This is a genomic window from Streptomyces sp. A0958, assembly GCF_004795035.1.
Classification (GTDB): domain Bacteria; phylum Actinomycetota; class Actinomycetes; order Streptomycetales; family Streptomycetaceae; genus Streptomyces.
In genome coordinates, this window is record NZ_SSBK01000001.1 from 180224 (window position 1) to 205059 (window position 24836).

Below are 24836 nucleotides of genomic sequence, written 5' to 3' on the forward strand. Positions count from 1 at the left end.
CCCGCGATGGACCTCGCGTACACGCAGGAGGAGCAGGACTTCCGGGCGCGGCTGCGGGAGTGGCTGGCCGCCGTGCTGCCCGGCCTGCCCCCGAAGCCGGACCCCGCCGACTGGCCGGGCCGCCGGGCGTACGACGCCGGCTGGCAGCGGCTGCTGTACGACGCCGGGTACGCGGGGCTGCACTGGCCCGCCGACGCGGGCGGCCGGGGCGCCACCCCCACCCAGCACCTGATCTTCCTGGAGGAGACGGAACGGGCCGGGGCACCCTACGTGGGGGCGAACTTCGTCGGGCTGCTGCACGCCGGGCCCACCATCGCCGCCGAGGGCACCCCGGAGCAGCGCGCCCGCTGGCTGCCGCCGGTGCTGCGCGGCGACGAGATGTGGTGCCAGGGCTTCAGCGAGCCGGAGGCCGGATCGGACCTGGCCGCGCTGCGCACCCGGGCGGTGCGCGACGGCGACGCCTACGTGGTCAGCGGGCAGAAGATCTGGACCTCGCACGCGGAGGTCGCCGACTGGTGCGAACTGCTCGTACGGACGGACCCGGCCGCGCCCAAGCACCGGGGGATCAGCTGGCTGGCGATGCGGATGGACAGCCCGGGCGTCACGGTCCGGCCGCTGCGCACGCTCGCCGGCTCCACGGAGTTCGCGGAGATGTTCCTCGACGAGGTCCGGGTGCCCGTCTCGCACCGGGTGGGCGACGAGAACGACGGCTGGCGGGTCACCATGGTCACGCTCTCCTTCGAGCGCGGCACGGCCTTCGTCGGCGAGGTCGTCGCCTGCCGCCGCACCCTGGACGCGCTGGCGGCCGAGGCCCGGCGCACCGGGCGCTGGGACGATCCGGTGCTGCGCCGCAGGCTGGGTCGGCTGGGCGCCGAGTTCGGGGCGCTGTGGCGGCTGACCCAGTGGAACGTCAGCGAGGCGCAGCGCTCCGGCGGTGTCCCGGGGGCCGGCGGCTCGGTCTTCAAGCTGCGCTACTCGCACGCCCGCCAGGAGCTCTACGAGGCGGCGGCCGAGGTGCTCGGCGCGGGCGACGCCCTCGATCTGGACCGGGAGTGGGTGCGCGACCGGCTCTCCTCGCTCTCGTACACCATCGCGGCCGGCACCTCGCAGATCCAGCGCAACATCGTCGCCGAGCGCATTCTCGGCCTGCCGAAGGGGCGGTGAGCGGACCGTGGACTTCCAGCTCTCGGACGACCAGCGGGCCCTGCGGGCGGGGATCAGGGATCTGCTGGCGGGCCGGTTCGGCCGGGACCGGATGCGGGCGGCGCACGACGGGGAAGGGGGTGTGGACCGCGCGCTGTGGGCGGAGCTGGGCGCGGCCGGGTTCTTCGCGCTGCGGCTGCCCGAGGCGGCGGGCGGGGTCGGCCTCGGCCTGCCGGAATCCGTACTATTGTTCGAGGGGCTGGGGTGGGCCCTGCTACCCGGGCCCCTGGCCGCCACCGAGCTGACCGCCGCCACCGTGGAGGGCGCCGCGCACGGCGAGGCGGTGGTCGCGCTGGCGGAGGCCGGGCAGCCGGTGGCGCACCTCGCCGACGCCGACGCCCTGCTCGTCCTGGCCGGCGACCGGGCGAGCGTCCTGACCGGCGGGGCGCTGCGGCGGGCCGTGGCCGAGGCGCACCCGGTGCGCTCGCTCGACCCGGGCACACCGCTGTGGCGGCCGGCGGACCTGTCCGGGTACGCGGACGAGGGCGATCCCGTGCCGGGCGACGGGGCGCGGCTGCGCCGCGAAGGGGCCCTGCTGACCGCGGCCGAACAGCTCGGCAGCGCCGCCCGCAGCCTGGATGAGGCGGTCCAACACGCCCGTCACCGCGAGCAGTTCGGCGCGCCCATCGGCTCCTTCCAGGCGGTCAAACACCTGTGCGCCGACATGCTGGTGCGCGCCGGTACGGCCCGCGCCGCGGTCTACGCGGCGGCCGTGACGGCCGATCCGGCGGAGATCGCCGGGGCCAAGCTCCTGGCCGACGAGGCGGCCGTCCACAACGCCCGCGACTGCCTCCAGGTGCAGGGCGGCATGGGCTTCACCTGGGAGGCGGACGTGCACCTGCGCCTCAAGCGGGCCTGGCTGCGGGCCGGGCAGTGGCTGGCGGCGGCGGACGCGGAGGAGGCGCTGGCCGCTGGGCTCGGCCGGCCCGCGCGGGTGGGTGCCCGGTGCACGCACGTGACCCGTCCCACCCCTGGGCTTCACGCTCCGGAGTGACGCAGCGCGATCGGCGCCCGCCGATACCGGCTTGTGTCCTTTGCGTGATTCGTCACGGGGTGGAGTCGGCGCCGGGCTCGGGTACGCTCCGTTGGATGCGAGTGGTTCTGGAACCTGGCGGTCCGGGTGCGGCCTGTGCGGCGCCTCCGGTCCGCGAGAGGTGCGCTGCTCGCGGTCCACGCAGAGGGGCCGGGCCTGCCGGGAAGAGGATTTCCCGTCGCGTGCGGCGTCACTGTTCGACTCTCCGCAACGTGCGTCGCACAGTATGCACCACGCGTACTCCTTCGCGCTGGAATATGCCCGAAGCGCTTGTTGCGGTGACTGTACGTCAACCATGCTGTCTTGTAAGGGAATCACGTTCCGTGACCCTGAGGAGGCGCGAGGCGATGTGTCCGCCGGTTCGGATGGTGTGAGCGGTGCAGGTGCTTCAGGTTCAGTTGGAGGTCGGGCCCGACCCCGCGGAGGTCGGACGGGCCCGCAGATGGGCGCGCTCACGGCTCGCCGGGTCCGGTGTGAGAGACGACGAGCCGCTGGCCGAGACGCTCATCCTGCTGATCTCGGAACTCGTGACGAACGCGGTGGTGCACACCGGCTGTCCGGCCGTGCTGCGCATGCTGTTCGGCTCGTCGGGCGCCCCGGGGAACGCCGGGACCGTACGGGTCGAGGTGGCCGACGCCAGCTGCCGCCCGCCGCAGCAGCGCCGAGCGGGCGGTGAGGACACCGGCGGCCGGGGCCTGGAGCTGGTCGACGGCCTGGCCGACCGCTGGGGCTGGCAGCCCGAGGGTGCGGGCAAGCGCATCTGGTGCGAGGTCGACCGGGGCATCCCCCTCATCCAGGTCCAGTTGCAGCCCGGCGCCCACGGCGCGGGCGCGCAGGCCTCGGGCGAGTGCGACGGCGCGGGGTGCGAGGCGTGCGGGCGCGAGGCGGCGGCGGTGGGCTACGACCCGTCGCACGCGGTGACGCCCCACGGTTAGGGCCTGTCGGGCCCACGAAGATCCGCCGGACAGGCCCTGGCTCGGTCCGGCGCCCCCGGGTCAGAGCACGGCCACGGGGGCGACCGGGGTGCCCGTGGCGCCGGTGAAGGGCTCGGGCATGGCCGACAGCAGGAAGGCGTGGCGCCCCTCCTCGGCGCAGGCGGTGGACAGCGCCTCCAGGTTCCAGTTCTGCCCCTGCGGCATGCCCATCTCGACCAGGTCCAGCGCGTGCACGCCCAGCCACAGGTCCTCGATCTCCGGCGGGAAGATCTCGAAGGTCAGCGTGTCGTTGGCGACGGCCGCCACGTCGCGGGCACGGAACCACTCCGGCGTGCGGATCGACAGGCCCGGCGACGGATAGCCGTACGCGTTCTTGTCCCCGCCCAGATACACCTGCACCTGCCCGGTGCGTACGAGTACGACGTCCCCGGCCCGCACCCGCACCCCGGCCAGTTCCTCCGCCGCCTCCAGGTCCTGAGGGGTGACCGCGTGACCGCCGGGCAGCCGGTCCACGCCGTGGGCGCGGGCCACGTCGAGGAGCACCCCGCGCGAGACGACGGGCGGCATCGTGCCGACCCCGCTGAACCGGGCGCCCTCGTGCGCGGTGATCGTGTCGGCGGGGCGCCCGTTGTAGATCTTCCCCGAGTGCGAGGCGTGGGTGAGGGCGTCCCAGTGCGTGGCCGTCTGCAGGCTCAGGACGGCCGAGTCGTCGCTGGTGGCGACGGTGCCGGGGCCGAACAGCTCCTGGTTGATCTGGACCATGGTGTGCAGCGGGTTGACCCGCCCCGGTACGAGGCCGCTCTGCACCCCGTCCTGCTGGAGCGGCAGCGCGAGCGGTACGCGCAGCCCCCTACGCACGGTGGCGGCGGCCTCCCGGACCACCTCGTCGGTGATCAGGTTCAGCGTCCCGATCTCGTCGTCCGCGCCCCAGCGCCCCCAGTTGTTGACGCGCTGGGCGAGGTCGTGGAACTTGGCCGGCAGTGACATGGCGCCTCCTGGGGCTTGTGCGGGTGAACCTGATGCCCCGTAGAATCTAACGGTCCGTCAGAAACCGCGGAAAGGGGCCGGGCATGGGGAACTTCTTGGCAGGCAAGGTCGTCGCCGTAACCGGTGCCGGGCGCGGCATCGGCCGGGCCGTCGCACTCGCGGCGGCGGCGGAGGGCGCGAAGGTCGTCGTCAACGACTACGGCGTCTCCATCGAGGGCGGCGAACCGGCGAGCGAGATAGCCGAGTCCGTCGTCAAGGAGATCGAGGCGGCGGGCGGCGAGGCGGTCGCCGTCGCGGACGACATCTCCACGATGGCCGGCGGGCAGCGGGTCGTGGACACCGCGCTCGAACGGTACGGACGGATTGACGGGGTCGTCTGCGTGGCCGGCATCCTGCGCGAACGGATGCTGTTCAACATGTCCGAGGCGGAGTGGGACCCCGTGGTCGCCACCCACCTCAAGGGCACCTTCACCGTCTTCCGGGCCGCATCCGCCGTCATGCGCAAGCAGGAAGGCGCCGGCACGCTGATCGGCTTCACCAGCGGCAACCACCAGGGGAGCGTCGCCCAGGCGAACTACAGCGCGGCGAAGGGCGGCATCATCTCGCTCGTCCGCAGCGCGGCGCTCGGCCTCCACAAGTACGGCGTCACCGCGAACGCGGTCGCCCCCGTGGCCCGTACCCGCATGTCCGCCAACGTCCCCATGGAGCTGAAGGAGATCGGCGAACCGGAGGACGTGGCGGCCCTGGTCGTCTACCTCCTCAGCGAACGGGCCAGGGCCGAGGGGATCACCGGCCAGGTGTACACGATCGCGGGCCCGAAGATCGCCGTCTGGGCCCAGCCGAGGGAACTGCGCGCGGCCTACGCCGAAGGCGCGGCCTGGACCCCGGAACGCATCGCGGACTTCCTGCCGGGGACGGTGGGGGTGGACCCGATGCCGATGCTGGCGCGGCTGGAGGAGATGGCTGAGGCGGCGCGCACGAAGTCCCGCCCCAATGCGTGAATCGGCGGGATGCGATTTTCAGCCCCTCCGGCGATTGAGCAGCGGGGGTTCGGGGGCGGAGCCCCCGGGGCGCTGCCCCCGGACCCGCCTCTCAATCGCCGGAGGGGCTTGGTTTCGCGCCCGCTCCTCAATCGCCGGAGGGGCTTGAGTTGACCCCCGATCAAAGGAGCCGCACATGAGAGGCATCGTCTTCGACGGCAAGCGTGCCGAGGTCGTTCACGACCTGGAGATACGCGACCCCGCCCCCGGCGAGGTCCGCGTCGCCATCGCCGCCGCAGGCCTCTGTCACAGCGATCTGTCGGTGATCGACGGCACGATCCCGTTCCCGCTGCCCGTCGTCCTCGGCCACGAGGGGGCCGGCGTCGTCGACGCGGTCGGCCCCGGCGTCACGCACGTCGCCCCCGGCGACCACGTCGCGCTGTCCACGCTCGCCGGCTGCGGCGCCTGCGCGCAGTGCGACCGGGGCAGGCCCACGATGTGCCGGAAGGCGATCGGGAGCCCCGGCCGGCCGTTCACGCGGGGCGGCGAGCGGCTGTACCAGTTCGCGTCGAACTCCGCGTTCGCGGAGAAGACCCTCGTCAAGGCCGTGCAGGCGGTGAAGATCCCCGAGGAGCTGCCGCTCACCTCGGCGGCCCTGATCGGCTGCGGGGTGCTGACGGGGGTCGGAGCCGTACTGAACAGGGCGAAGGTCGACCGGGGCGAGAGCGTCCTCGTGATCGGGACGGGCGGGATCGGGCTCAACGTGATCCAGGGTGCGCGGCTCGCCGGTGCGCTGACGATCGTCGCGGTGGACTCGAACCCGGACAAGGAGGCCGTGGCCCGCCGGTTCGGCGCCACGCACTTCCTGACGTCGGCCGAGGGCGTCAGGGACATCCTGCCGGACGGCGTCGACCACGCCTTCGAGTGCGTCGGCCGTACCGAGCTGATCCGTACGGCGATCGACCTGCTCGACCGGCACGGCCAGGCCGTCCTGCTGGGCGTACCGGCGGCGACGGCCGAGGCGTCGTTCCTCGTGTCCTCGCTGTACCTGGACAAGTCGATCCTCGGCTGCCGCTACGGCTCCTCGCGCCCGCAGCGGGACATCGCCCTGTACGCGGACCTGTACCGGGAGGGCCGGCTACTGCTCGACGAACTGGTCACCGCCACCTATCCGGTGGAGGACTTCGCCGAGGCGGTGGACGACGCGCACCACGGGCGGGTGGCCCGGGGCGTGCTGGTGTTCTGACGCCGGCGTCCCGAGGAGGCCCGGCTCACGCCCGGTTGCCCGCCGCCGAGCGGAACGTCCGCCGGTAGACCGTGGGGGAGACCCCCAGCGCCGCCTGCAGGTGCTGCCGCAACGACGTGGAGGTGCCGAAGCCGGCGTCCCGCGCCACCTGGTCGATCGACAGGTCGGTGGACTCCAGCAGCCGGCGCGCCAGCTCGACCCGCTGCTGGGTCAGCCACTGCACGGGGCTGACGCCGACCTCCTCGCGGAAGCGCCGGGTGAACGTCCGTACGCTCATCGACTCCTGCTGGGCCATGTCCCGCAGCAGGATCGGCCGTTCCAGCCGGCCCAGCGCCCAGGCCCGTGCGGTGGTCGTCGTGGCGAACTGCGTGTCGGGGACGGGCCGCTGGATGTACTGCGCCTGGCCGCCGTCGCGGTGCGGCGGTACGACCGTGCGCCGGGCGACGTCGTTGGCGACGGCGGTGCCGTGGTCGCGGCGCACCATGTGCAGGCACAGGTCGATCCCGGCGGCGACCCCGGCGGAGGTCAGGACGTCGCCGTCGTCGATGAACAGGACGTCGGGGTCGACCCGGACGGCGGGAAAGAGCTGCTGGAAGTGGTCGGCGGAGGCCCAGTGCGTGGTGGCGGGGCGCCCGTCGAGGTAGCCGGCGGCGGCCAGGACGTAGCTGCCGGTGCAGATGGACACCATCCGGGTGCCGGGCCGGACGTACGCGAACGCGGCGGCCAGCTCGTCGGTCAGCCGGCCCTCGGAGTGGACGGGCCCCAGCTCGTAACTGGCCGGGACGACGACCGTATCGGCCGTGGCGAGGGCTTCGGGCCCGTTCCCGACGGTGATCGTGAAGTCCGCGTCGGTACGGACGGGGCCGGGCGGGCGGACCGAGCAGGTCACGACGTCGTACAGCTTCCGGCTCCGGTCCAGCGGCTCGGCACCGCGTGCGAGCCCGAATATCCGTTGGGGAATGCCCAGTTCGAAGGGGAGCAGCCCGTCGAGGGCGAGAACGACGACCCGGTGCGGCACAATGTGACTCCCTGCCGGCCTAGCTGGTGTAGACCATAAGCTGATACATGTCATCGGTGTGAAGGAAAAGTCAGCAGACTCCGTGTGCATTCCCGCCACGGACCACGAGCACGCCCCGGGCGGTCCGTCCCCCCTCGCGTCCCCTCTCCCACCCCTGTTCCCGGAGGGCCGGCGGCTCTGGAACCGTAACTTCCGGCTGTTCTTCGTCGCCCGGACCGCGGCGCTCTTCGGTGACGGGATGATCCCCGTGGCCCTCACCGCGGGTCTGCTCGGGGCCGGACGGCCGCATTCGGCGGTCGGGTACGCCCTGGCGGCCTGGATGGGCCCGCTCGCGCTGTTCGTGCTCTTCGGCGGTGTCCTCGCGGACCGGTTCACCCCGCGCCGGATGATGATCATCGCGGACTCGCTGCGGCTGGTCGGCGCCTCCGTGCTCGCCGTCTCGTTCGCCACCGGCAACCCGCCGCTGTGGGCGGTGTACGCGCTGAGCGCGGTGGCCGGGGTCGGGGCGGCGCTCTTCCAGCCGGGCGTGGCGTCCACCGTGCCGAGGGTGGCGTCGGACGTCCAGCGCGCCAACGCCGTACTGCGGGTCTCCGAGGCGCTGATGACCATGGCGGGACCGGCCTTCGCGGGCGTGCTCGTCGGCCTGGCGAGCGCCGGGGCGGTCTACGCGGCCAACGCCTCCACGTTCCTGGTCTCCGGGGCCTGCCTCTTCCTGCTGCGCCTGGCCCCGGCCCCCTCGGACGAGGCGCCACACGGCTCGTTCGTCGCGGAACTGGTCGACGGCTGGCGGGAGTTCACCGCGCGCAGCTGGCTCTGGGGCGTGATAGCGGTCTGGACGGTGTACGGCTTCGCCGTGCTCGGCCCGATGCTTCCGCTCACCGCCGTCGAGGTCACCGAGGCGCACGGCTCGGGGACGTACGGCGCGATGATGGCGGTGAACGGCGCGGGCAGTGTCGTGGGCGGCCTGCTCGCGCTGCGCCTGCGCCCGCGCAGGCCCCTGGCGGCGGGCGCCGTCGCGCTGACCGGCGTCTGCGGGAACCTGATCGTGCTGGGCCTCGGGCTGCCCGTACCGGCCCTGGGGGCGGGGCAGTTCGTGGCGGGCGCGGCGTCCGCGTTCTGGCTGGTGATGTGGTCGACCACGGTCCAGACGCACGTACCGCCCCAGGCGCTGAACCGGCTGCACGCCTACGACGTGGCGGGCTCCCTGTTGATGCTGGCGGCGGGCCGGGCGCTCGCGGGGCCGGTAGCGGACCGGCTGGGCACGGCGGAGGTGCTGCTCGCCGGGGCGGTGATCAACATGCTGGCGGTGGGCGTCCTGCTGGCGGCCCGCCCGGTGCGCCGCCTGGAACGGATCGGCTGACCGGGCCCCGGCGGGACGGGCGTGGCCCGATCCTTGCGAACCGTGTCCCCCGGGCCACTCGTGAGGAGAGGGACCGCGACCGGATGCTGGGCGCGTGAATCCGACAACCGAGAGCGCCGTCCCCGTCGCCCCGCTGCCGAACACCCCCGACGCGCCCCGCCGGCGGCGTGTCCACCGGGCGTGGATCGTCGCCGCCGTCACCTTCGTGACGATCATCGGCGGCGCCGCCTTCAACTCCCTGCCCGGGCTGCTCTTCGACCCCCTCCAGGACGACTTCGGCTGGTCGCGCGGTCAGATCGGGCTCGCCGTCTCCATCGACATGGCGCTGTACGGCCTCACCGCGCCGTTCGCCGCCGCGCTGATGGACCGGTTCGGCATCCGCCGGGTGGTGGCCGTGGCGCTGAGCGCGGTCGCGGCCGGGGCGCTGGCGAGCGTGTGGATGACGGCCGCCTGGCAGCTGATGCTCTACTGGGGCGTCCTCGTCGGGCTCGGCACCGGTTCGATGGCGATGGCCTTCTCCGCGACGGTCACCAACCGCTGGTTCGTCGCCCGCCGCGGCCTGGTCACCGGCGTCCTCACCGCCGCCGGCGCCTCGGGCCAGCTGGTCTTCCTGCCGCTGTGCGCCTGGATCGTGGACCGGCACGGCTGGCGCCCGGCCTCGGTGACCGTCGCCCTGGCCGCCCTCGTCGTGGTCCCGTTCGTCTGGCTCCTGATGCGCGACCACCCGGCCGACGTGGGGCTCGCCCCGTACGGCGGGGAGTACGTGGAGAAGCCCGCGCCCGCGCGCGGGGCGGCGGCCCGGACCGTACGGGTCCTGTTCGATGCGGCCCGCACGGGACCGTTCTGGCTGCTGGCCGGGTCCTTCGCGATCTGCGGCGCCTCCACCAACGGCCTGATCCGCACGCACTTCGTGCCCTCGGCGCACGACCACCACATGCCCATCACCGCCGCCGCCTCGCTGCTCGCGGTCATCGGGATCTTCGACATCATCGGCACGGTCTTCTCGGGCTGGCTCACCGACCGCTTCGACGCCCGCCGGCTGCTGGCGGTCTACTACGCGCTGCGCGGCGTCTCGCTCCTCTTCCTGCCGCTCCTGATGCAGGCGACCGTCGAGCCGCCGATGGTCTTCTTCATCGTCTTCTACGGCCTGGACTGGGTCGCCACGGTCCCGCCGACCCTCGCCCTGTGCCGGGAGCAGTACGGGGAGGACAGCGCGATCGTCTTCGGCTGGGTCCTGGCCGCGCACCAGGTGGGCGCGGCACTGGTCGCGTTCCTCGGCGGTGTGGCGCGCGACTACTTCGGTACGTACGACGTGGTCTGGTACGCGGCCGGGGCGCTGTGCGCGGCGGCGGCGCTGATGGTGCTGGTGATCCGCCGGGCCGGGGAGCCGGTGAAGGCCGCGCTCGTGGCGTGAGCGGTTCAGCCGTCGAAGCGCCCGAACGTCCCCCGGTGGAAGAGCAGGGGCCCGGCCCCCTCGCCCTCGGCCGCCGCGCCCAGGGCCTCCACCCGGCCGACCACGATGAGGTGGTCGCCGCCGGTGTGAACGGCCTGGACGCGGCAGTCGACCCAGGCGGGCACGGAGTCCAGCAGCGGCGAACCGGTCGCCGGGGCGGAGGTGTACCCGACCCCGGCGAACTTGTCGGCCCCGCTGACCGCGAACCCCCGGCACAGCGCGCCCTGGTCCGCGCCCAGGATGTTGACGCAGAACGCCCCGGCGCGGGCGATGCGCGGCCAGGTCGTCGACGTACGGGCGACCATGAACGCCACCAGCGGCGGGTCGAGCGAGAGCGAGGCGAACGACTGGCAGGCGAAGCCGGCCGGCCCGCCGGGGGCGCCTGGATCGTGGGCCGTGACGATGGTGACCCCGCTGGCGAAGTGGCCGAGGACCCGGCGGAATTCGCCCGTATCGACCGGCGGCCGCTCGTCGGCGGCGACGGCCCGCAGATCGGGGCGCGGCAGCGGATCGACCGGCACCGGTGCGGCGGCGGCCGTCGCGGCGCCGGTGGACCTGAGGTAGCGGACGGCGGTTGCGGCCATGCCTGCGTGTCCCATCACGCCTCCCATTGGAGCTGACGAGTCGTCAGATCGGAAGGGGTGGAGCGGAACCGTTTCGGTGCCCCCGCGCCGGGCGTGAGGCGGCCCGGGTGAGAATGCCCGGTGGAGGGGGGCTCACATGGCCGGGAACGCCGCGTGGGACACGCGGAAACCGTGGGGGGCGCGTGAACGTGCCGATGCGCCGTCCGGCCCGCCGCCCGTGTGGTCCGGCCGGTCGATCCTGGCCGGTGCGGCCGCGCTGTTCATGGGCGCGCTGGTCGGCGCCGAGGTCGGCGGCTTCGCGGAACTCACCGCCGAGGCCCCCGCACCGGCGGACGGCCCCGGGGGAAGCCTGCTCCTCCTGCCGCTACTGGTGTGCTTCGGCGGTCCGGCCGCGCTGTGGGGGAGCCTGACGGTGGTGCTGCCCGTGGTGTGGGTGGCCCGCTGGGCGAGTGGCCGGCTGACCGGGCGGGACGCCTGGTGGTGGGTGCCGGTCGTCGCCGGGGTGCTGGTGAGCGTGGTCGTGGCCGTCATCGGCACCGTCCGGCATGTGGGGCCCGGCCCGCTGACGCTGATCCTGCTGACGGGCGCGGTGCTGCTCGCGGGGGCCGCCCTGCTCGCCCGGGACGCCGCGCTGCACGGGGGGCGGCTCCTGCGCGCCCTCGGCTACGGCGCGCTGGCGATGGTGGCCGTGTTCGGCATCGGGGCGGCCGCGTTCGGGGCCGGGCTGTTCACCGAGTACCGCCCGCCGAAGGTCGACGCCTCCCGGCTGGCCGGCGACTGGACCGACGGGCGGGGCGGCACCCTGCGGCCGGCCGCCGACGGCACGGCCCGCGCCGAAGGGCTGACGGACCACGAGGCCGCGTACGAGGACGACGCGGACGCCGACCTCGCCAAGTACCGCTGCACGGGCACGGGCACCTGGTCGTACGCACCCGGCGACTCCACCACCTGGGACCAGCGCGTACGGCTCAGCATCGAGGCATGCTCGTTCCATGAGCCCTACGGCCTCGGCGACCCCGAGGGCTGGCGGATCACCGGTACGCCCGAGCACCCCGAGCTGAACCGCGAGTACGGCGACCTGGACGTACCGGGCTGGTACACGCTGACCCGGTGAGGGGGCCTTCAGGCCCCCCGGTACGTCGGCGTCCGCCGCTCCACGAAGCTCGCCACGCCCTCCTGGGCGTCGCTGGTGGTCATGTTGATCTCCTGGGCCATGGCCTCGGCGGCGAACGCCGTGGTGCGGTCGGTGTCCAGGGAGGCGTTGACGAGCTGCTTGGTGAGGGCGATCGAGCGGGTGGGGCCGGCGGCGAGCCGTTCGGCCCAGGCACGGGCGGTCGCGGCCAGCTCCTCGTCCGGGACGGTCCGGTTGACCAGGCCCAGGCGCTCCGCGTCGGCCGCCGGGAGCGCGTCGCCGAAGAACATCAGCTCCTTGGCACGCTGCGGCCCGACCAGCCGGGGCAGCAGATAGGCCCCGCCGCCGTCGGGTACGAGGCCCCTGCGTACGAACACCTCGATGAACTTCGCGGATTCGGCGGCCAGGACCAGATCGCAGGCGAACGCGAGATGGGCGCCGATGCCGGCCGCCGTGCCGTTGACCGCCGCCAGGACCGGTTTCTCGCAGTCCAGGACCGCCGCGACGAGCCGTTGCGCGCCGAGCCGGATCGTACGGGCCACATCGCCCGGCACCCGGTCGCCGGTGGCCGGGGCCCCGCGCAGGTCGGCGCCCGCGCAGAAGCCGCGGCCGGTGGCGGTGAGGACGACGGCCCGGACGGCGGGGTCGGCGGAGGCGTCCGCGAGCAGCGCGATGACGCGTTCGCGCTGGTCCCAGGTGAGGGCGTTCATCGCCTCGGGGCGGTTGAGCGTGATCCACGAGACCCCGTTGTCAGTGGCGTGGAGTATCAATGAGTCAGGCGGCCCGGACGGGCCGGCGCGGCCGGTGGTGTCTTCGGGGGAGGACGACATGAGACAGCTCCTGAGCAGGTGGGACGGGCTCATCCAGCCCGTCCGGCGTTCGAGGACGGAAGCCCGCGCCCCGGACCGGGGCGACAGGCCGAGGGCCCCGCGCCCCGGACCGGGTGCGGGCGAGCACGCCCGGTCAGCGGCAGACCGCCAGCGCGTCCAGGGCCACCGCGCCCTGCCCCCGGCCCAGCACCATCAGCGGGTTGATGTCCAGCTCGGACAGGTCGTCGCCCAGCTCCAGCGCCATCCGCTCGACCCGCAGGACGACTTCCACGAGCGCGTCCACGTCCACCGGCGGCCCGCCGCGCACGCCTTCGAGCAGGGCCCGGCCGCGCAGCTCGCCGAGCATCGCCCGCGCCTGCTCCTCGCCGAACGGCGGCACCCGCACCGCCGCGTCGTGCAGCACCTCGACGAGCACGCCGCCCAGCCCGACCGTCACCGTCGGCCCGAACAGCGGGTCGCGTGTGACGCCGACCATCATCTCGACGCCGCGCTCCACCATCTGGCAGACCAGGATGCCGTCGAGTTCGACGTCCTCGTAGCGGGCGATGTCGGTGAGTTCGCGATAGGCGTCGCGGACCTGGCTGGCCGAGGTCAGGCCGACCTTGACGAGGCCCAGTTCCGTCTTGTGGGCGAGGTGGGCGCCGGACGCCTTCATGACGACGGGGTAGCCGACGAGCCCCGCCGCCCGGACCGCCGCGGCGGCGCTCGTCACCAACTGCTCGCGCGGCACCCGGATTCCGTACGCCCGCAGCAGCTGCTTCGCCGCGTGCTCGCTGAGCTGGTGGCCCGGACGCATCAGCGCCTGCGCCTTGCGGAAGGAGGGCGAAGGCGTGCGCGGGGCCTCGTCGAAGGGGGAGCGGTAGTTCGCGGCGAAGCGGTGGTGGTCCAGGTAGGCCTTCACGGCGGTGATGCAGTTGCCGAAGGTGCGGAAGGTGGCGACGCGGGACGAGCCGAGCAGCGTGGTGCGGTAGGCGTCCTCCGTGCCGACCGGCGACCCCCACACCACGCACACCAGCTTGTCCGTGGCCTCCGCCGCGTCGACCAGGTCCTGGGCGAGCCGGTCGCTCATCGGCGGGAAGGGACCGGTGATGGGACAGATCAGCACGCCCACCGCCGGGTCGGCGAGGATCGCGTCGATGATCTTCCGGCCGCGCCAGTCGCCGACCGGGTGCCCGCCGTTGTCGACCGGGTTCGCCACGTTCAGGTAGCCCGGTATCCAGGTGTGCAGCTCGGCCTGCTTCTCCTCCGAGAGTTCGGGGAGGTGGAGGCCGGCGCCCGTGGCCAGGTCCGAGAAGTGCGCGCCCGTGCCGCCCGAGATCGAATAGACGACGACGCCCTCGGCCTGCGGCTTGCGGGCGCGGGCCAGGAGGGCGGCGGTGTCCTGGAGTTCGTCCAGGCCGTCCACGCGGATCACGCCGAACTGCCGCATCGCCGCGTCGACCACCTGGTCGGCACCGGTCAGCTTGCCGGTGTGTGACGCGGCCGTCCTGGCCCCCCTCTCCGTCCGCCCCACCTTGACCGCGACCACGGGGACCCCGGCCCGCGCGGCCCGGTCCGCGGCGAGCAGGAAGGAGCGCCCGTCCTTGAGCCCCTCCACGTAGCAGGCGATGGCGCCGACCTCGGGGCGCTGTGAGAAGTACGCGATGAAGTCGGCGGTCTCCAGATCCGCCTCGTTGCCCGTGGGCGCCCAGTGGGAGAGCCGTACGCCCAGCTCCTGGAGGGTGTAGACGGGGCGGCCCTGGTGGCCGGACTGGGTGATCAGGGCGATCGCCGGACCGTCGAGGTCGTCGCGGAACTTCTCGAAGGCGTTGAGGTTGGTGTTCGGGCCGAGCAGCCGCAGCCCCGACCGCTCCACCGCGGCGGCCAGCCGTGCCTGGGCGGCGGCGCCCTCCTCACCGGTCTCGGCGAACCCGGAGGCGAAGGCGACGGCGAACCTCACCTTGGACTGCGCCAGTTCCTCGATCACGGGGAGCGGGTCGCTGACGAGCAGCACCGCGAGGTCCACCTGTTCCGGCAGGGCGGCGACGGAAGGGGAGCACGCCCGCCCGAAGACCGACGCGCGCGTGGGGTGCACGGGATACAGCCGCGCCCCGACGCGCTCGGCCCAGGCGACGAGCTGGCGGGTGATGCCGGTGTTGGGCCGCCCCTCGGTGTCGGACGCCCCGATGACGGCGACGGACTCGGGCCGGAAGAACCGGTCCAGGTCCGGGACGGGGGCGTGCAGCGGCCGGCCGCTGACGTCGAGATCGCCCTCCGGGGCGATGGACGCCCTGCTGTGGACGGCGGCGCGCGGCTCCTCGCCGCAGGCCACCACCCTGGCGCGGAAGTCGGTGGTGAGGGTGCCGTGAGTCGATCCAAGCATCGTTCCGCCCACTCCTGCTCGAAGGTCCGCCGGGCGCGTGGAGCCGCCCGGCCGGTGTCCGAAGCTGACACTCTGTCAGGTTACTGAACTGACGGCCCGTCAGGAATGGGTGTGCGGGTAAATGATGGGAGCGCTCGGGCGGGCGCCGGTCGCGGGCCGGGCCCGTCAAGGGGTGCGGGGGGAGCGGCGTGCCGCCGTGCCCTCTTCCGTGAGGTGGGTGTCCATGGTGGTGTTCAGGTCGGCCATGAACGCCTCGAACTGCTCAAGGAGCCGGGGCGGGTAGTGCGACATCGTGACGTCGAGGCGGCGGGCGAGCGGACCGAAGAACTCGTCCGCCCGCTCCTGGATGTGCCCGCCGCTGCGCAGGGTGATGATGCGCCGGTCGGAGTGCTCGCGGACGCGGGTGATGTGCCCCGCCGCTTCGAGGCGGTTCAGCAGTGCGGTGGTGGCCCCCGTGGACAGCGGGATGCGCTCGCTCAGCCGCGCCGGTGACAGGGGGGTGCCCCGCTCCTCGGCGGCGGCGATCTCCAGCACCGCGGTCGCGTCGGTGGAGTGCAGGCCCAGCCAGGCGGCGAAGCGCCGGCTCAGCTCGGCGTAGTGGCCGCCGTGGACCCTCAGCGCGTCCATCAGCCGCTCGCGCTGCTCCGCGACGCCGTCGCGCATCGCTTCCTCCATGGGTGCCCCTTCACCTCTCCCTCCGCCGCGCGGCTTGCGTCGGCGGCCCGCTTTGACAACCTACCGCCATCACTTTACCTTCACCGTGGAACTATTTCACGATGGAGGTATCGAGCGTGGCTGACCCGTCCCCCACCCCTGGCGTCTCGCCCCAGCCGTATCGGTGGCTGATCCTGGCGGTGATGATCGTCGCCGAGATCATGGACCTTCTGGACGCGTCGATCGTCAACGTCGCGGGCCCGGACCTGGAGAGGTCCCTCGGCGCCGGTTCCGTCGGCCTGCAGTGGGTGATCGGCGGCTACGCACTGACCCTGGGCGCGGGCCTCGTGCTGGGCGGCCGGCTCGGTGACCGCTACGGGCGGCGCCGGATGTTCCTGATCGGCCTGGCGGCCTTCACCGCGACTTCGCTGCTGTGCGCGGTCGCGCCCGGCATCGGGTCGCTGATCGCCTTCCGTCTGCTCCAGGGCACCGCAGGCGCGATGCTGCTCCCGCAGGGCCTCGGCCTGCTGCGGGAGAACTTCTCCGGCCCGGAGCTCACCAAGGTCTTCGCGATCTTCGGACCCGTGCTCGGCCTGGGCGGCATCATCGGTCCCGTGCTCGGCGGCTTCCTCATCGAGGGCGACTTCTTCGGCCTGGGCTGGCGGTCGGTGTTCCTGGTCAACCTGCCCATCGGCCTCGCGGCGCTGATCGTCGCCGCGAAGTTCGTGCCGAAGAAGCCGGGCGACCACACGGTGCGGGTCGACATGGCCGGCGCGGCCCTGGTGGTGGCGGCCTGCGCACTGCTGGTACTGCCGCTGAACCAGGGGCAGGAGAACGGCTGGCCGCTGTGGACGTGGCTGTGCATGGCCGCCTCGGCGATCGGCTTCGCCCTGTTCGCCGTGCAGCAGCGCCGTACGGCCGCCGCGGGCCGTGAGGCGCTGGTGACCCCGGGCCTGCTGCGCAAGCCCGCCTTCACCGTCGGTCTCGGCGGCATCGCCCTGTTCTTCGGCGGGCTGATCGGCACGCAGCTCGTGCTGACCCTCTACCTCCAGATCGGCCGGCACTTCACCGCGGGCGAGGCGGGGCTCGGCAACCTGCCGCTGGCGGTGGGAACCGCGATCGGCGGCGCCGTCAGCGGTGCGTTCCTCGCGGACCGGATCGGCCGCAAGGTGCTCCAGATCGGTCCGCTGGTCCAGCTGGCCGGCGCGGCCGTGCTGTGGTTCGAGCTCGACGGCCTCGACGCGTCCTCGTTCTCGATCTGGGACATCGTCCCCGGCGTGACGGTGGCGGGCATCGGCGCCGGCATGGTGATCGCCGCCCTGTTCAGCTTCATCCTCGCCGCGGTCGACGACGACGAGATCGGGTCCGCATCCGGCGTCCTGTCGGCGGTCCAGGCGCTCGGCGGCTCCATCGGCGTCGCGGTCTTCGGCTCGGTGTTCTTCGACCGGGCCGGGGCCGGTGACTTCACCGGCGGCTTCCACCGCGCGCTGATCGTCCAGGCGTGTCTGCTGGTGGCCTTCCTCGCCATCACCTTCCTGCTGCCCGCGAAGGGCCGCCCGGAGGAGGAGCAGCACGGCATCGCCCCCGAGCCGGCCGCGGGCGTCTCCGGCACCGAGCAGCACCTCACCGTGTGAAAGTCCGGCGCGGGCCGCTCGCACGACGTGAGAGTCCGGCGCGGACCGCTCGCACGACGTGAGAGTCCGGCGCGGGCCGCTCGCACGACGTGAAAGTCCGGCGCGGACCGCTCGCGGGGAACGCTCCCGGCAGGAAACGGTCCCTGGGGAGCAGTCCCGGCGGGGAGCGGTTTCGGCGGGGGATCGCTCCCGGCGGGTTACGGTCCCGGCGGGTTACGGTCCCGGTGGGGAGCAGCCCCGGCGGGGCGTTCGCTCAGCGCCTCGCGCGGCTCGCCTTCTTGGCGATCTTCTCGGCGTCCCGGGCCAGCTCGCGGATCATGCCGCTGATGGGGTTGGTGAAGCCGGTGAAGTACAGGCCGGGGGCCTGCTTCGGGGTGCGTCCGCCGTGCACCACCGGGCGGCCCCGGGCGTCCAGCACGCCGAGGTGGCCGACCAGCGGTTCGAGGGCCCGCCGGTAGCCCGTCGCGGCGATCACCGCGTCCGGGGTGAGGCGGGTGCCGTCCGCCAGGACCACCGCGTCCTCGTCGAACGACTCGACGGCCGCCACCGGCACCACCCGGCCGCGCTTCACCGCGTCGATCAGTCCGACGTCCTGGACCGGGATGGCGCCCTCCTTGACGCGCGAGTACAGGCCCGTGTCCGGCCGGGGCAGCCCGTGTCCGGCGAGGTCCGGGACGGCGACGCGGGACATCAGGCGCCCCGCCCGGTCCACCAGCGCGACGGGGAGCCGGCGCACCAGGATGCCGGTCGCCTGCGCGGGCCACCCGGCCGTGGAGCGGCGCACGATGTGCGGGACGGTGCGCACCGCGAGCCGTACGCCCGACGCCCCGCCCTCCACCAGGTCGACGGCTATCTCCGCGCCCGTGTTGCCGACGCCGACGACCAGGACGTCCCGGCCGGCGTACGGGGCCGGGGCGCGGTAGTCGCAGGCGTGCAGCAGCTCGCCGGTGAACGTCTCGCGGCCGGGCCAGTCGGGGAGGCTCGGGGTGTGGTTGAAGCCGGTGGCCACGACGACGGCCCGCCCGGTCAGTTCACGGCCGCCGCTCGCGCTCAGCCGCCACCCGCTGCCGTCCGCCGCCCGGTCGATCCGGGAGACCTCGACGCCCGTCACCACTTCCAGCTCGTGGTGTTCGGCGTACTTCTCCAGGTAGCGGACCACGTTGTCGCGGGAGACCCAGCGCCCGAACCTGCGGGGCATGGGCAGTCCGGGGAGCGCGGACCAGCGCCGGGTGGTGTGCAGGTGCAGCCGGTCGTAGTGCCCGCGCCAGGAAGCGCCGACGCTCCCGGACTTCTCCAGGACGACGGCCCGTACGCCCCGTGCGCGCAGGGCGGCCGCGGCGGCGAGCCCGCCCGGGCCGCCCCCGATGACGTAGACGGGACGGTCCTCGGTGAGGTCGGTGGGGGCCGGGGAGGTGCTACCGGCGCTGGGTGCGCTGTCGGACATGCTTCGGAGCGTAATCGCGCGACTCCTTGATGGGTCTCGGTCAAGACCGGAATCGATTGCGAATTGGTCACGCTCTCGAACGCGGGTACGGGTGCGGCCGTACCTCTTGCGCCGCGCGCCCTTCATCAGGTGAACTGACGTACCGTCAGGTTCAGTGCAACGGGAGGCGCCATGCGGACGATCTGGCTCGACGGGGCCCAGTGGCTCGCCGTACTCCGAATCGGCCTCGGCCTGTGGTGGCTGGAGAGCTGGCGCCACAAGGACCGGAAGGCGTGGTTCGAGCGCGGCACCGGCATCGCGTGGGCGGCGGACGTGGCCCGGAAGCACCGCTGGCCGGTGGTCCGCAGCGGCTTCGAGAAGACCGTCGCCCCGCACCCCAAGGCCATGGCGTACGTCGTCGTGTACGCGGAACTCGCCCTCGGACTCGGCCTGATCACCGGCTTCCTGACCCCGGTCGCCCTCGTCGGGGGGCTCCTGCTCAACCTCCTCTACCTGGTGCTGATGATCCACGACTGGGCCGAGCAGGGGCAGAACGCGATGATGGCGCTCATCTCGCTCGTCGCCCTGCTCGCGATGTCCTGGCAGACCTGGTCCCTCGACCACGCGATCGGACTCTTCCTGTGACGACCACCCCGCCGCCCGCCGCTCCCCGCCACGACCTCCCCGAGCCCGACGCCTTCACCCGCCCCTACTGGGACGCCGCGGCCGAGGGGCACCTGCTGCTGCGCCGCTGCCGGGCCTGTGAGCGGGCGCACCACTACCCGCGCGAGTTCTGCCCGTACTGCTGGAGCGAGGACGGCGAGTGGGTCCGCGCGAGCGGCCGGGCCACGCTCTACACCTGGTCCGTCGTCCACCGCAACGACCTGCCTCCGTTCGGCGCCCGGGTTCCGTACGCCGCCGCCGTGGTCGACCTGGCGGAGGGGCCGCGCATGATGACGGAGGTGGTGGAGTGCGAGGAGGGCGCGCTCGCCGTCGGGATGGAACTGCGGGTGACGTTCCGCCGGGAGGAGGGGCGCGAGGCGGTGGCGGTGTTCCGGCCCTGACGGCGGCCCTACGACCCCGTGCCGGCGGGCGCCGGTACGCAGTCCGAGCCGTCGCCCCGGGCCATGCCGGCCGCGATCGTGTCCAGGGGGTGGTGGCGCGCGGTGAAGCCGATGACCAGGGTGTGGTCGGCGGGGATGAGGGAGGGGTCCACGAGGAGGGTCGGTTCGCCGTTCAGGGGGCTGCCCAGATCGAACGGCAGTTTCGCCCCGGGCTTCCAGCGGGACGGGTTGGCGCAGTCGGGCTTGCCCAGCAGCACCTTGGCCCGTACCCCCATGGCGGCCAGGTTCCGCTGCATGGTCTCGACATCGATCTTCCCGGACGGGTCCACGATGACCAGCCTGACCCGGCCGGTGGCCCCGTCCTTCTCCAGCGTGTAGGCGGCGTTGGTGACGCGGGTGGCGGCGCCCGGGCCCGGAGAAGCGGACTGCCCGAGGCCGAGCGTGCCGACCAGCGCGGCGGCCGCGACGCCGGCGGCGAGGGTGAGCGGAACCCGGCGGGCCCAGCGCCCGCTGGCGGATCGCGTACGGACCGCCTCGGCGGTGCCCGCCCGGTGGGCGTTCTGCGCCACGTGCTCCTTCAGCGCGTGCAGCAGACGGTCTTCGAAGCGTTCGGTCTTCATCGGGCCTCCACGGCGAAAGACGAGGGGTGCGGAAGGGATTCCGGGGGAGCGGGCGTCAACGTGTCCCGCAGCGCGCGGCGGGCGCGGTGCAGGCGGACGCGCGCGGTCACCTGCTTGATGCCGAGTGCGGCGGCGGCCTCGGGGACGGTCAGGCCGTCGACCGTGACGAGTTCGAGCACGGCCCGCTGACCGGCCGGCAGCGCCGCCATGCCGGCCAGCAGCGCGGAGCCGTCGCGTTCGGCGTCGATACGTTCTTCGAGCCGCGCGATGTCGTCCTCGTCCAGCAGCCGGCGCCCGGCGATCCTGCTCTCGGCGTTCCACGTCCGGGCGGCCCGCCGCCGCTCGGCCGCCACGACGTTGCGGGCGATACCGTGGAGCCAGGCGGAGGGGCTGCCCAGCTCCTCGCGGTAACCGGGAGCGGCGGCGATCGCCGCCAGGAACACGTCGGCGGTCAGGTCGGACGCGGCGTACGCGTCCCGGCTGCGCCGGGTGGCGTAGCGCAGTACGGCCTGCACATGCGCCCGGTAGAACAGCTCGAACGCCTCCGGGTCCTCGCCGATCTTCGCCACCTCGTAGGCGGCCGGTGGATGTCTCACAGAAGCTCCTCGGATCGACTGCTCTGGCCTCATCTCCTCTTGGCGCCCCGCGGCCCATGCGTTACATGCGTCACGCCGGGCCCGGCTACCGGCGGACACACGGGCGGTGTCAGGCTGTTGTCCCCCGATCCGCACGTCCGTGAGGGAAGCATCCGTTGAACACCGGCAGCTACTACGAGCGCATCGACGCACACCACTACAAGCCCACCGCCCACGCGAGCGGAGCGTGGAGCACGGACGAGGTGCACTTCAGTCCGCTCGGCGGCCTCCTCGTCCACGCCATCGAGCGCCACCTCGCGGACCGGCCGGGTGAGCGCCTGCTGCTGTCGCGGGTCGGCTTCGACATCCTCGGCCGGCTCGCCCTGGACGAGTGCGAGATCCGCGTCGAGACGGTCAGGCCCGGCCGCACCATCGAGCTGGTGGAGGCGGTCGCCCTCATCGCGGGCCGTCCGGTCGTACGGGCCAGGGCCTGGTCCCTCGCCCCCGTGGACACCACCGCCGTCGCCGACGGCGAGGCCGGGCGGCTCACCCCGCCGGAGGCACTCGCGCCCTGGCCGATGGCCGACCTCTGGCCCGGCGGCTACATCGCGTCCCTCGACGTCCGCCCGCTCGCGCCGCCGCTGCCGGGCCGCACGACCGCCTGGATCTCCACACCGCTGGACCTCGTCGCGGGCGAGACCGCCGGCCCGCTGGCGTCGTACGTCGCGCTGGTCGACACCGCCAACGGCATCGCCGTGCGCGAGCAGCCCACCGAGTGGATGTTCCCCAACGTCGACCTGACCATCCACCTGCACCGGCAGCCCGAGGGCTGCTGGACCGGCCTCGACACCACGGTCGTCTTCGGCCCCACCGGTCAGGGCCTCACCAGCACCGTCCTGCACGACGTCAACGGTCCCGTCGGCCGGGCGGAGCAGATCCTCACCGTCCGCCCGCTCTAGGTGTGTCGGCCCGCGTCAACGACCCTGCGGGTCAATACACCCGGGACAGCCTCAGCGCGACAACTCCTTGCGCTGCCTGCGGCGGGCGCGGAAGCCGGGGTTGCGCAGGCGGACGCCGCCCATGCCGCAGGTGCCGGTGATCCTCAGCAGCGGCGCGCCCGGCAGCCGCTCGCCCGAGGTCCGGTCCTTCAGGCCGCCGAGCGAGGGGTCCAGGGCGTCCGTATCCACCGCCCAGCCCTCCGGCACCACGATCCGCACCCCGCCCATCTGCGCGTTCACCTCCAGCTCGACCTCGCGCAGCCGGCACTCGGCCCGGCTGAAGTCGAGCCGCGCGCCGCCCATGCCCCCGTACACGAGGAGGTGCGGCGGCACCTTCCAGCCGCCCTCCCGCCGCACGCCGTGCATGCCGCCCCGCAAGGTCAGCGGCTCGCCCGTGTCCTGCACGACCGGGACCAGGTCGTCGGTGAGCGGGGCGAGATCGCCGTACGTCTTCGCGGTGAGGGCCAGGTTGAGCCGGGCGTCCAGCTCGTCGAGGTCGATCCGCCCCTCGGCCGCCGCCTCCCGCAGCTGCTCCACCACCGCTTCGCGGTCGGCGTCGGAGGCCCGCATGCGGGCGGCGGATCGCGCGGGCTCAGCAGTCATGCACCTGATGATACGGAGCCGGGGCGGCCACACGTCCTCCCAGCCGCGGCTGGTCAGTCCCGGCGCCGGGCGCGCTCCAGCCACGGACCGAACTCGCTGTCCAGGACCAGCCGTCCGAGCTTGCGGTACTCCGCCAGGACGGCCGCGACCAGCTGCTCGGTGTCCAGCGGGCGGCCCGACTCCGCGGCCTGGTAGGCGGCGGTGACCGCGCAGGCGCGGATGGAGCCGCCGGTCAGCTCGAAGCGCTCCGCACACGTCGGCAGGTCGAGGCCGGGGGCGCGCGGGACCTCCGTACCGAGGCAGCGTTCCCACAGGGCCAGCCGCTGCTGGGCGTCCGGTACGGGGAAGTCGGCGACCACGTCGAGCCGGCGGGTGAACGCCTCGTCCAGGTTGGCCCGCAGGTTGGTGGTGAGTACGGCGATGCCGTCGAAGGACTCGACGCGCTGGAGGAGGTAGGCCGACTCCACGTTGGCGTGCCTGTCCTGCGCGTCCTTGACCTGCGAACGCTTCCCGAAGACGGCGTCCGCCTCGTCGAACAGGAGCACCGCGTTGACGTCGGACGCCTCGGCGAAGATCCGCTCCAGGTTCTTCTCGGTCTCGCCGACGTACTTGTCCACCACGGAGGACAGGTCCACGACGTACAGCTCCATGCCCAGGTCGGCCGCGACCACCTCCGCCGACATGGTCTTGCCCGTCCCGGACTCCCCGGCGAACAGGGCGACGATGCCCCGCCCCCGGCCCCCGCCCGGCCGCATCCGCCACTGCCCGAGTACCTGCTCCCGGTGGCGTGCGCGCAGGGCCAGGTCGGAGAGCTGGCGGTGGGTCGCCGGGGGCAGCACGAGGTCGTCCCAGCCGACGGTGGGCTCGATGCGGCGGGCGAGCCGGGCCAGGCCCGCCCCGTTCTGGGCCCGGACGGCGGTCCGCAGGTCCCGGGCCTCCACCGTGCGGCCCTCCAGGGCGGCCAGCCGGGAGGCGACGGCGGCGGCCCTGCGGATCTGGCCGGAGTCGAGCCGGTAGGCGCGGGTGGCGTCGGCGAGACGCGCGTCGGCGGTCGCGGTAGCGGCGGCGAGCCCGGTCGAGGCACCGGCCCCGGTGAGCGCGTGGCGCCACCGCCGTGCCGCGTCCGCCGGGTCCGGGGGCGGGACGGGGACCGTCACCGGGCTCTCGCCGGCCCACAGCGGGTCCCAGTTCTTCTTCCCGTACAGGATCAGGGGCGAGCCGTCACCGACCGCCGCGCAGAGCGCGCCGACCAGGGCGGCGCCCTTGGGCTGCTCGGGGGCGAGCGTCTCCACCGGGCCGACGACGAGACCGCCACCGCTCAGCCGCGCCTCGGTCGCCAGCATCCGGGCGGCCCGGTCCGGTTCCGGGGCCGCGGCCAGCGCCGCCGGGTCCACCACCAGCGGGCGCAGCCCGGCCGCGAGGAGCGCGTCGGCGGCGAGCCGGCCGGGGTCGCCGCCCCGGTCCAGCAGATGCACCAGACCGCTGCCCGTGCCCGCGGCCGCCGCGATCCGCAGGGTCGTCGGGCACGGGCCCGGCTGCTCCTCCTGCGGCCCGGCCACCCGGACGAGGCCGTGCAGCCTTCCGTCCACCCCGTCGTCGCCGAGCAGATGGGCGGTGATCCGGTCCGGTACGCGCAGCACCCGGGAGAGCAGCGGACGCTCGGCCTCCAGCACCTCCACCAGACCGGCCGCGACGAGCGGGGCGGCCGGCGAGAAGCGGAAGCGGCCGGGGCCCGCGGCGGGCAGGCCGCACAGTTCGAGGGCCAGGCCGATCGTGGCCCGACGCCGGGTCAGGTCGTCGTTGAGATAGCCGTACAGCCGCTCGAACCGGGCGTCGATGTCCGGGGCCATCGCGACCAGCAGGAGATCGACGTCCGGCGGGACCAGGCCGAAGCGCTCCGCGAGCGCCGCGATCCGGCCCCGCTCGGGGGATTCCTGCGGGGCGTCGGGGCCGTGGGAGGGGTCGGGTACGGGGCGGAACGCGTCGCGGGAGTCCAGGACCCGTTCGGCGGCGGCGGCCGTGAGGTACTGCCCCCGGAACGGGTCGTCCGGTTCCGGGTCGGCCTCCCGGCGCACCGCGACCGCGAGCCGTACCCGCCGCTCGATGTGCCCCAGCCGTTCCCAGAGGTCCGCCACGGCCGTC

Annotated in this window: 23 protein-coding genes; 12 read left to right on the forward strand and 11 right to left on the reverse strand. The window is 73.8% G+C overall.

Annotated features, from left to right (window positions below):
- Positions 1 to 6 precede the first annotated feature (6 nt).
- From E6P78_RS00930 to E6P78_RS00940, 3 genes are all read left to right on the forward strand, one after another.
- The gene (locus E6P78_RS00930) at positions 7 to 1164 is read left to right on the forward strand and encodes an acyl-CoA dehydrogenase (protein WP_136201568.1); all 1158 of its coding nucleotides are present in this window, start codon (positions 7 to 9) and stop codon (positions 1162 to 1164) included.
- A gap of 7 nt (positions 1165 to 1171) precedes the next feature.
- The gene (locus E6P78_RS00935) at positions 1172 to 2197 is read left to right on the forward strand and encodes an acyl-CoA dehydrogenase family protein (protein ID WP_136201569.1); all 1026 of its coding nucleotides are present in this window, start codon (positions 1172 to 1174) and stop codon (positions 2195 to 2197) included.
- 416 nt (positions 2198 to 2613) lie between these two features.
- Positions 2614 to 3171: an ATP-binding protein gene (locus tag E6P78_RS00940; protein ID WP_240798992.1), complete on the forward strand. Its 558-nt coding sequence runs from the start codon at positions 2614 to 2616 to the stop codon at positions 3169 to 3171.
- 60 nt (positions 3172 to 3231) lie between these two features.
- On the opposite strand, the gene E6P78_RS00945 is transcribed toward E6P78_RS00940, so the two are convergent.
- The gene (locus E6P78_RS00945; RefSeq protein ID WP_136201570.1) at positions 3232 to 4158 is read right to left on the reverse strand and encodes a cyclase family protein; all 927 of its coding nucleotides are present in this window, start codon (positions 4156 to 4158) and stop codon (positions 3232 to 3234) included.
- Positions 4159 to 4241: 83 nt separating this feature from the next.
- Here E6P78_RS00945 and E6P78_RS00950 point away from each other — a divergent pair, with 83 nt between their 5' ends.
- Together E6P78_RS00950 and E6P78_RS00955 are read left to right on the forward strand one after the other, a co-directional pair.
- Positions 4242 to 5159, forward strand: a complete 918-nt coding sequence (locus E6P78_RS00950) for an SDR family oxidoreductase (protein ID WP_136201571.1) — start codon at positions 4242 to 4244, stop codon at positions 5157 to 5159.
- A 175-nt stretch (positions 5160 to 5334) separates the two neighbouring features.
- Positions 5335 to 6384 (forward strand): Zn-dependent alcohol dehydrogenase, encoded by a 1050-nt coding sequence (locus E6P78_RS00955; RefSeq protein ID WP_136201572.1) that lies wholly within the window; start codon positions 5335 to 5337, stop codon positions 6382 to 6384.
- Between the two features lie 25 nt (positions 6385 to 6409).
- On the opposite strand, the gene E6P78_RS00960 is transcribed toward E6P78_RS00955, so the two are convergent.
- Positions 6410 to 7402 (reverse strand): helix-turn-helix domain-containing protein, encoded by a 993-nt coding sequence (locus E6P78_RS00960; protein WP_136201573.1) that lies wholly within the window; start codon positions 7400 to 7402, stop codon positions 6410 to 6412.
- 82 nt (positions 7403 to 7484) lie between these two features.
- Here E6P78_RS00960 and E6P78_RS00965 point away from each other — a divergent pair, with 82 nt between their 5' ends.
- Positions 7485 to 8762: an MFS transporter gene (locus E6P78_RS00965; RefSeq protein WP_136201574.1), complete on the forward strand. Its 1278-nt coding sequence runs from the start codon at positions 7485 to 7487 to the stop codon at positions 8760 to 8762.
- A 94-nt stretch (positions 8763 to 8856) separates the two neighbouring features.
- Positions 8857 to 10176, forward strand: coding sequence for an MFS transporter (locus tag E6P78_RS00970; protein WP_136201575.1), 1320 nt, complete (start codon positions 8857 to 8859; stop codon positions 10174 to 10176).
- Between the two features lie 5 nt (positions 10177 to 10181).
- Here E6P78_RS00970 and E6P78_RS00975 read toward each other — a convergent pair whose 3' ends face one another.
- Complete coding sequence (locus E6P78_RS00975) at positions 10182 to 10799, reverse strand: flavin reductase family protein (RefSeq protein ID WP_136201576.1); 618 nt, start codon at positions 10797 to 10799, stop codon at positions 10182 to 10184.
- 136 nt (positions 10800 to 10935) lie between these two features.
- Between E6P78_RS00975 and E6P78_RS00980 the strand changes: the two genes are divergently transcribed.
- Entirely contained in the window at positions 10936 to 11913 is a 978-nt protein-coding gene (locus E6P78_RS00980; protein WP_240798993.1) for a hypothetical protein, read from the forward strand.
- Positions 11914 to 11921: 8 nt separating this feature from the next.
- Here E6P78_RS00980 and E6P78_RS00985 read toward each other — a convergent pair whose 3' ends face one another.
- The 3 genes from E6P78_RS00985 to E6P78_RS00995 all read right to left on the reverse strand — a co-directional run bounded on the left by E6P78_RS00985 (position 11922) and on the right by E6P78_RS00995 (position 15798).
- Positions 11922 to 12761 carry an enoyl-CoA hydratase-related protein gene (locus tag E6P78_RS00985; RefSeq protein ID WP_136201577.1) on the reverse strand — a complete coding sequence of 280 codons (840 nt, stop codon included), beginning with the start codon at positions 12759 to 12761 and terminating at the stop codon, positions 11922 to 11924.
- 133 nt (positions 12762 to 12894) lie between these two features.
- The gene (locus E6P78_RS00990) at positions 12895 to 15123 is read right to left on the reverse strand and encodes an acetate--CoA ligase family protein (protein ID WP_136201578.1); all 2229 of its coding nucleotides are present in this window, start codon (positions 15121 to 15123) and stop codon (positions 12895 to 12897) included.
- Between the two features lie 165 nt (positions 15124 to 15288).
- Positions 15289 to 15798, reverse strand: coding sequence for a MarR family transcriptional regulator (locus E6P78_RS00995; RefSeq protein ID WP_136201579.1), 510 nt, complete (start codon positions 15796 to 15798; stop codon positions 15289 to 15291).
- A 101-nt stretch (positions 15799 to 15899) separates the two neighbouring features.
- Here E6P78_RS00995 and E6P78_RS01000 point away from each other — a divergent pair, with 101 nt between their 5' ends.
- Positions 15900 to 17411 carry an MFS transporter gene (locus E6P78_RS01000; RefSeq protein WP_136201580.1) on the forward strand — a complete coding sequence of 504 codons (1512 nt, stop codon included), beginning with the start codon at positions 15900 to 15902 and terminating at the stop codon, positions 17409 to 17411.
- Between the two features lie 253 nt (positions 17412 to 17664).
- Here the strand turns inward: E6P78_RS01000 and E6P78_RS01005 are convergent, their stop codons facing one another.
- Complete coding sequence (locus E6P78_RS01005) at positions 17665 to 18855, reverse strand: NAD(P)/FAD-dependent oxidoreductase (protein WP_136201581.1); 1191 nt, start codon at positions 18853 to 18855, stop codon at positions 17665 to 17667.
- 171 nt (positions 18856 to 19026) lie between these two features.
- Here E6P78_RS01005 and E6P78_RS01010 point away from each other — a divergent pair, with 171 nt between their 5' ends.
- Together E6P78_RS01010 and E6P78_RS01015 are read left to right on the forward strand one after the other, a co-directional pair.
- Positions 19027 to 19479 (forward strand): DoxX family membrane protein, encoded by a 453-nt coding sequence (locus tag E6P78_RS01010; RefSeq protein ID WP_136201582.1) that lies wholly within the window; start codon positions 19027 to 19029, stop codon positions 19477 to 19479.
- Positions 19476 to 19898, forward strand: coding sequence for a Zn-ribbon domain-containing OB-fold protein (locus tag E6P78_RS01015; RefSeq protein ID WP_136201583.1), 423 nt, complete (start codon positions 19476 to 19478; stop codon positions 19896 to 19898). The genes E6P78_RS01010 and E6P78_RS01015 overlap by 4 nt, the downstream gene beginning before the upstream one ends.
- A gap of 8 nt (positions 19899 to 19906) precedes the next feature.
- Here the strand turns inward: E6P78_RS01015 and E6P78_RS01020 are convergent, their stop codons facing one another.
- Positions 19907 to 20518: a hypothetical protein gene (locus E6P78_RS01020; protein ID WP_136201584.1), complete on the reverse strand. Its 612-nt coding sequence runs from the start codon at positions 20516 to 20518 to the stop codon at positions 19907 to 19909.
- A complete protein-coding gene (locus tag E6P78_RS01025) occupies positions 20515 to 21114 on the reverse strand; it encodes a sigma-70 family RNA polymerase sigma factor (RefSeq protein WP_136201585.1) in 600 nt (199 codons plus the stop codon). Before E6P78_RS01025 ends, E6P78_RS01020 begins: the two co-directional genes overlap by 4 nt.
- A gap of 155 nt (positions 21115 to 21269) precedes the next feature.
- Here E6P78_RS01025 and E6P78_RS01030 point away from each other — a divergent pair, with 155 nt between their 5' ends.
- On the forward strand, positions 21270 to 22052 hold the full coding sequence (locus tag E6P78_RS01030; protein ID WP_136201586.1) for a thioesterase family protein: 783 nt from the start codon (positions 21270 to 21272) through the stop codon (positions 22050 to 22052).
- Positions 22053 to 22103: 51 nt separating this feature from the next.
- On the opposite strand, the gene E6P78_RS01035 is transcribed toward E6P78_RS01030, so the two are convergent.
- Together E6P78_RS01035 and E6P78_RS01040 are read right to left on the reverse strand one after the other, a co-directional pair.
- Entirely contained in the window at positions 22104 to 22694 is a 591-nt protein-coding gene (locus E6P78_RS01035) for a DUF1707 domain-containing protein (protein WP_136201587.1), read from the reverse strand.
- Positions 22695 to 22747: 53 nt separating this feature from the next.
- Positions 22748 to 24829 carry an ATP-binding protein gene (locus tag E6P78_RS01040; RefSeq protein WP_136201763.1) on the reverse strand — a complete coding sequence of 694 codons (2082 nt, stop codon included), beginning with the start codon at positions 24827 to 24829 and terminating at the stop codon, positions 22748 to 22750.
- Positions 24830 to 24836: the final 7 nt, after the last annotated feature.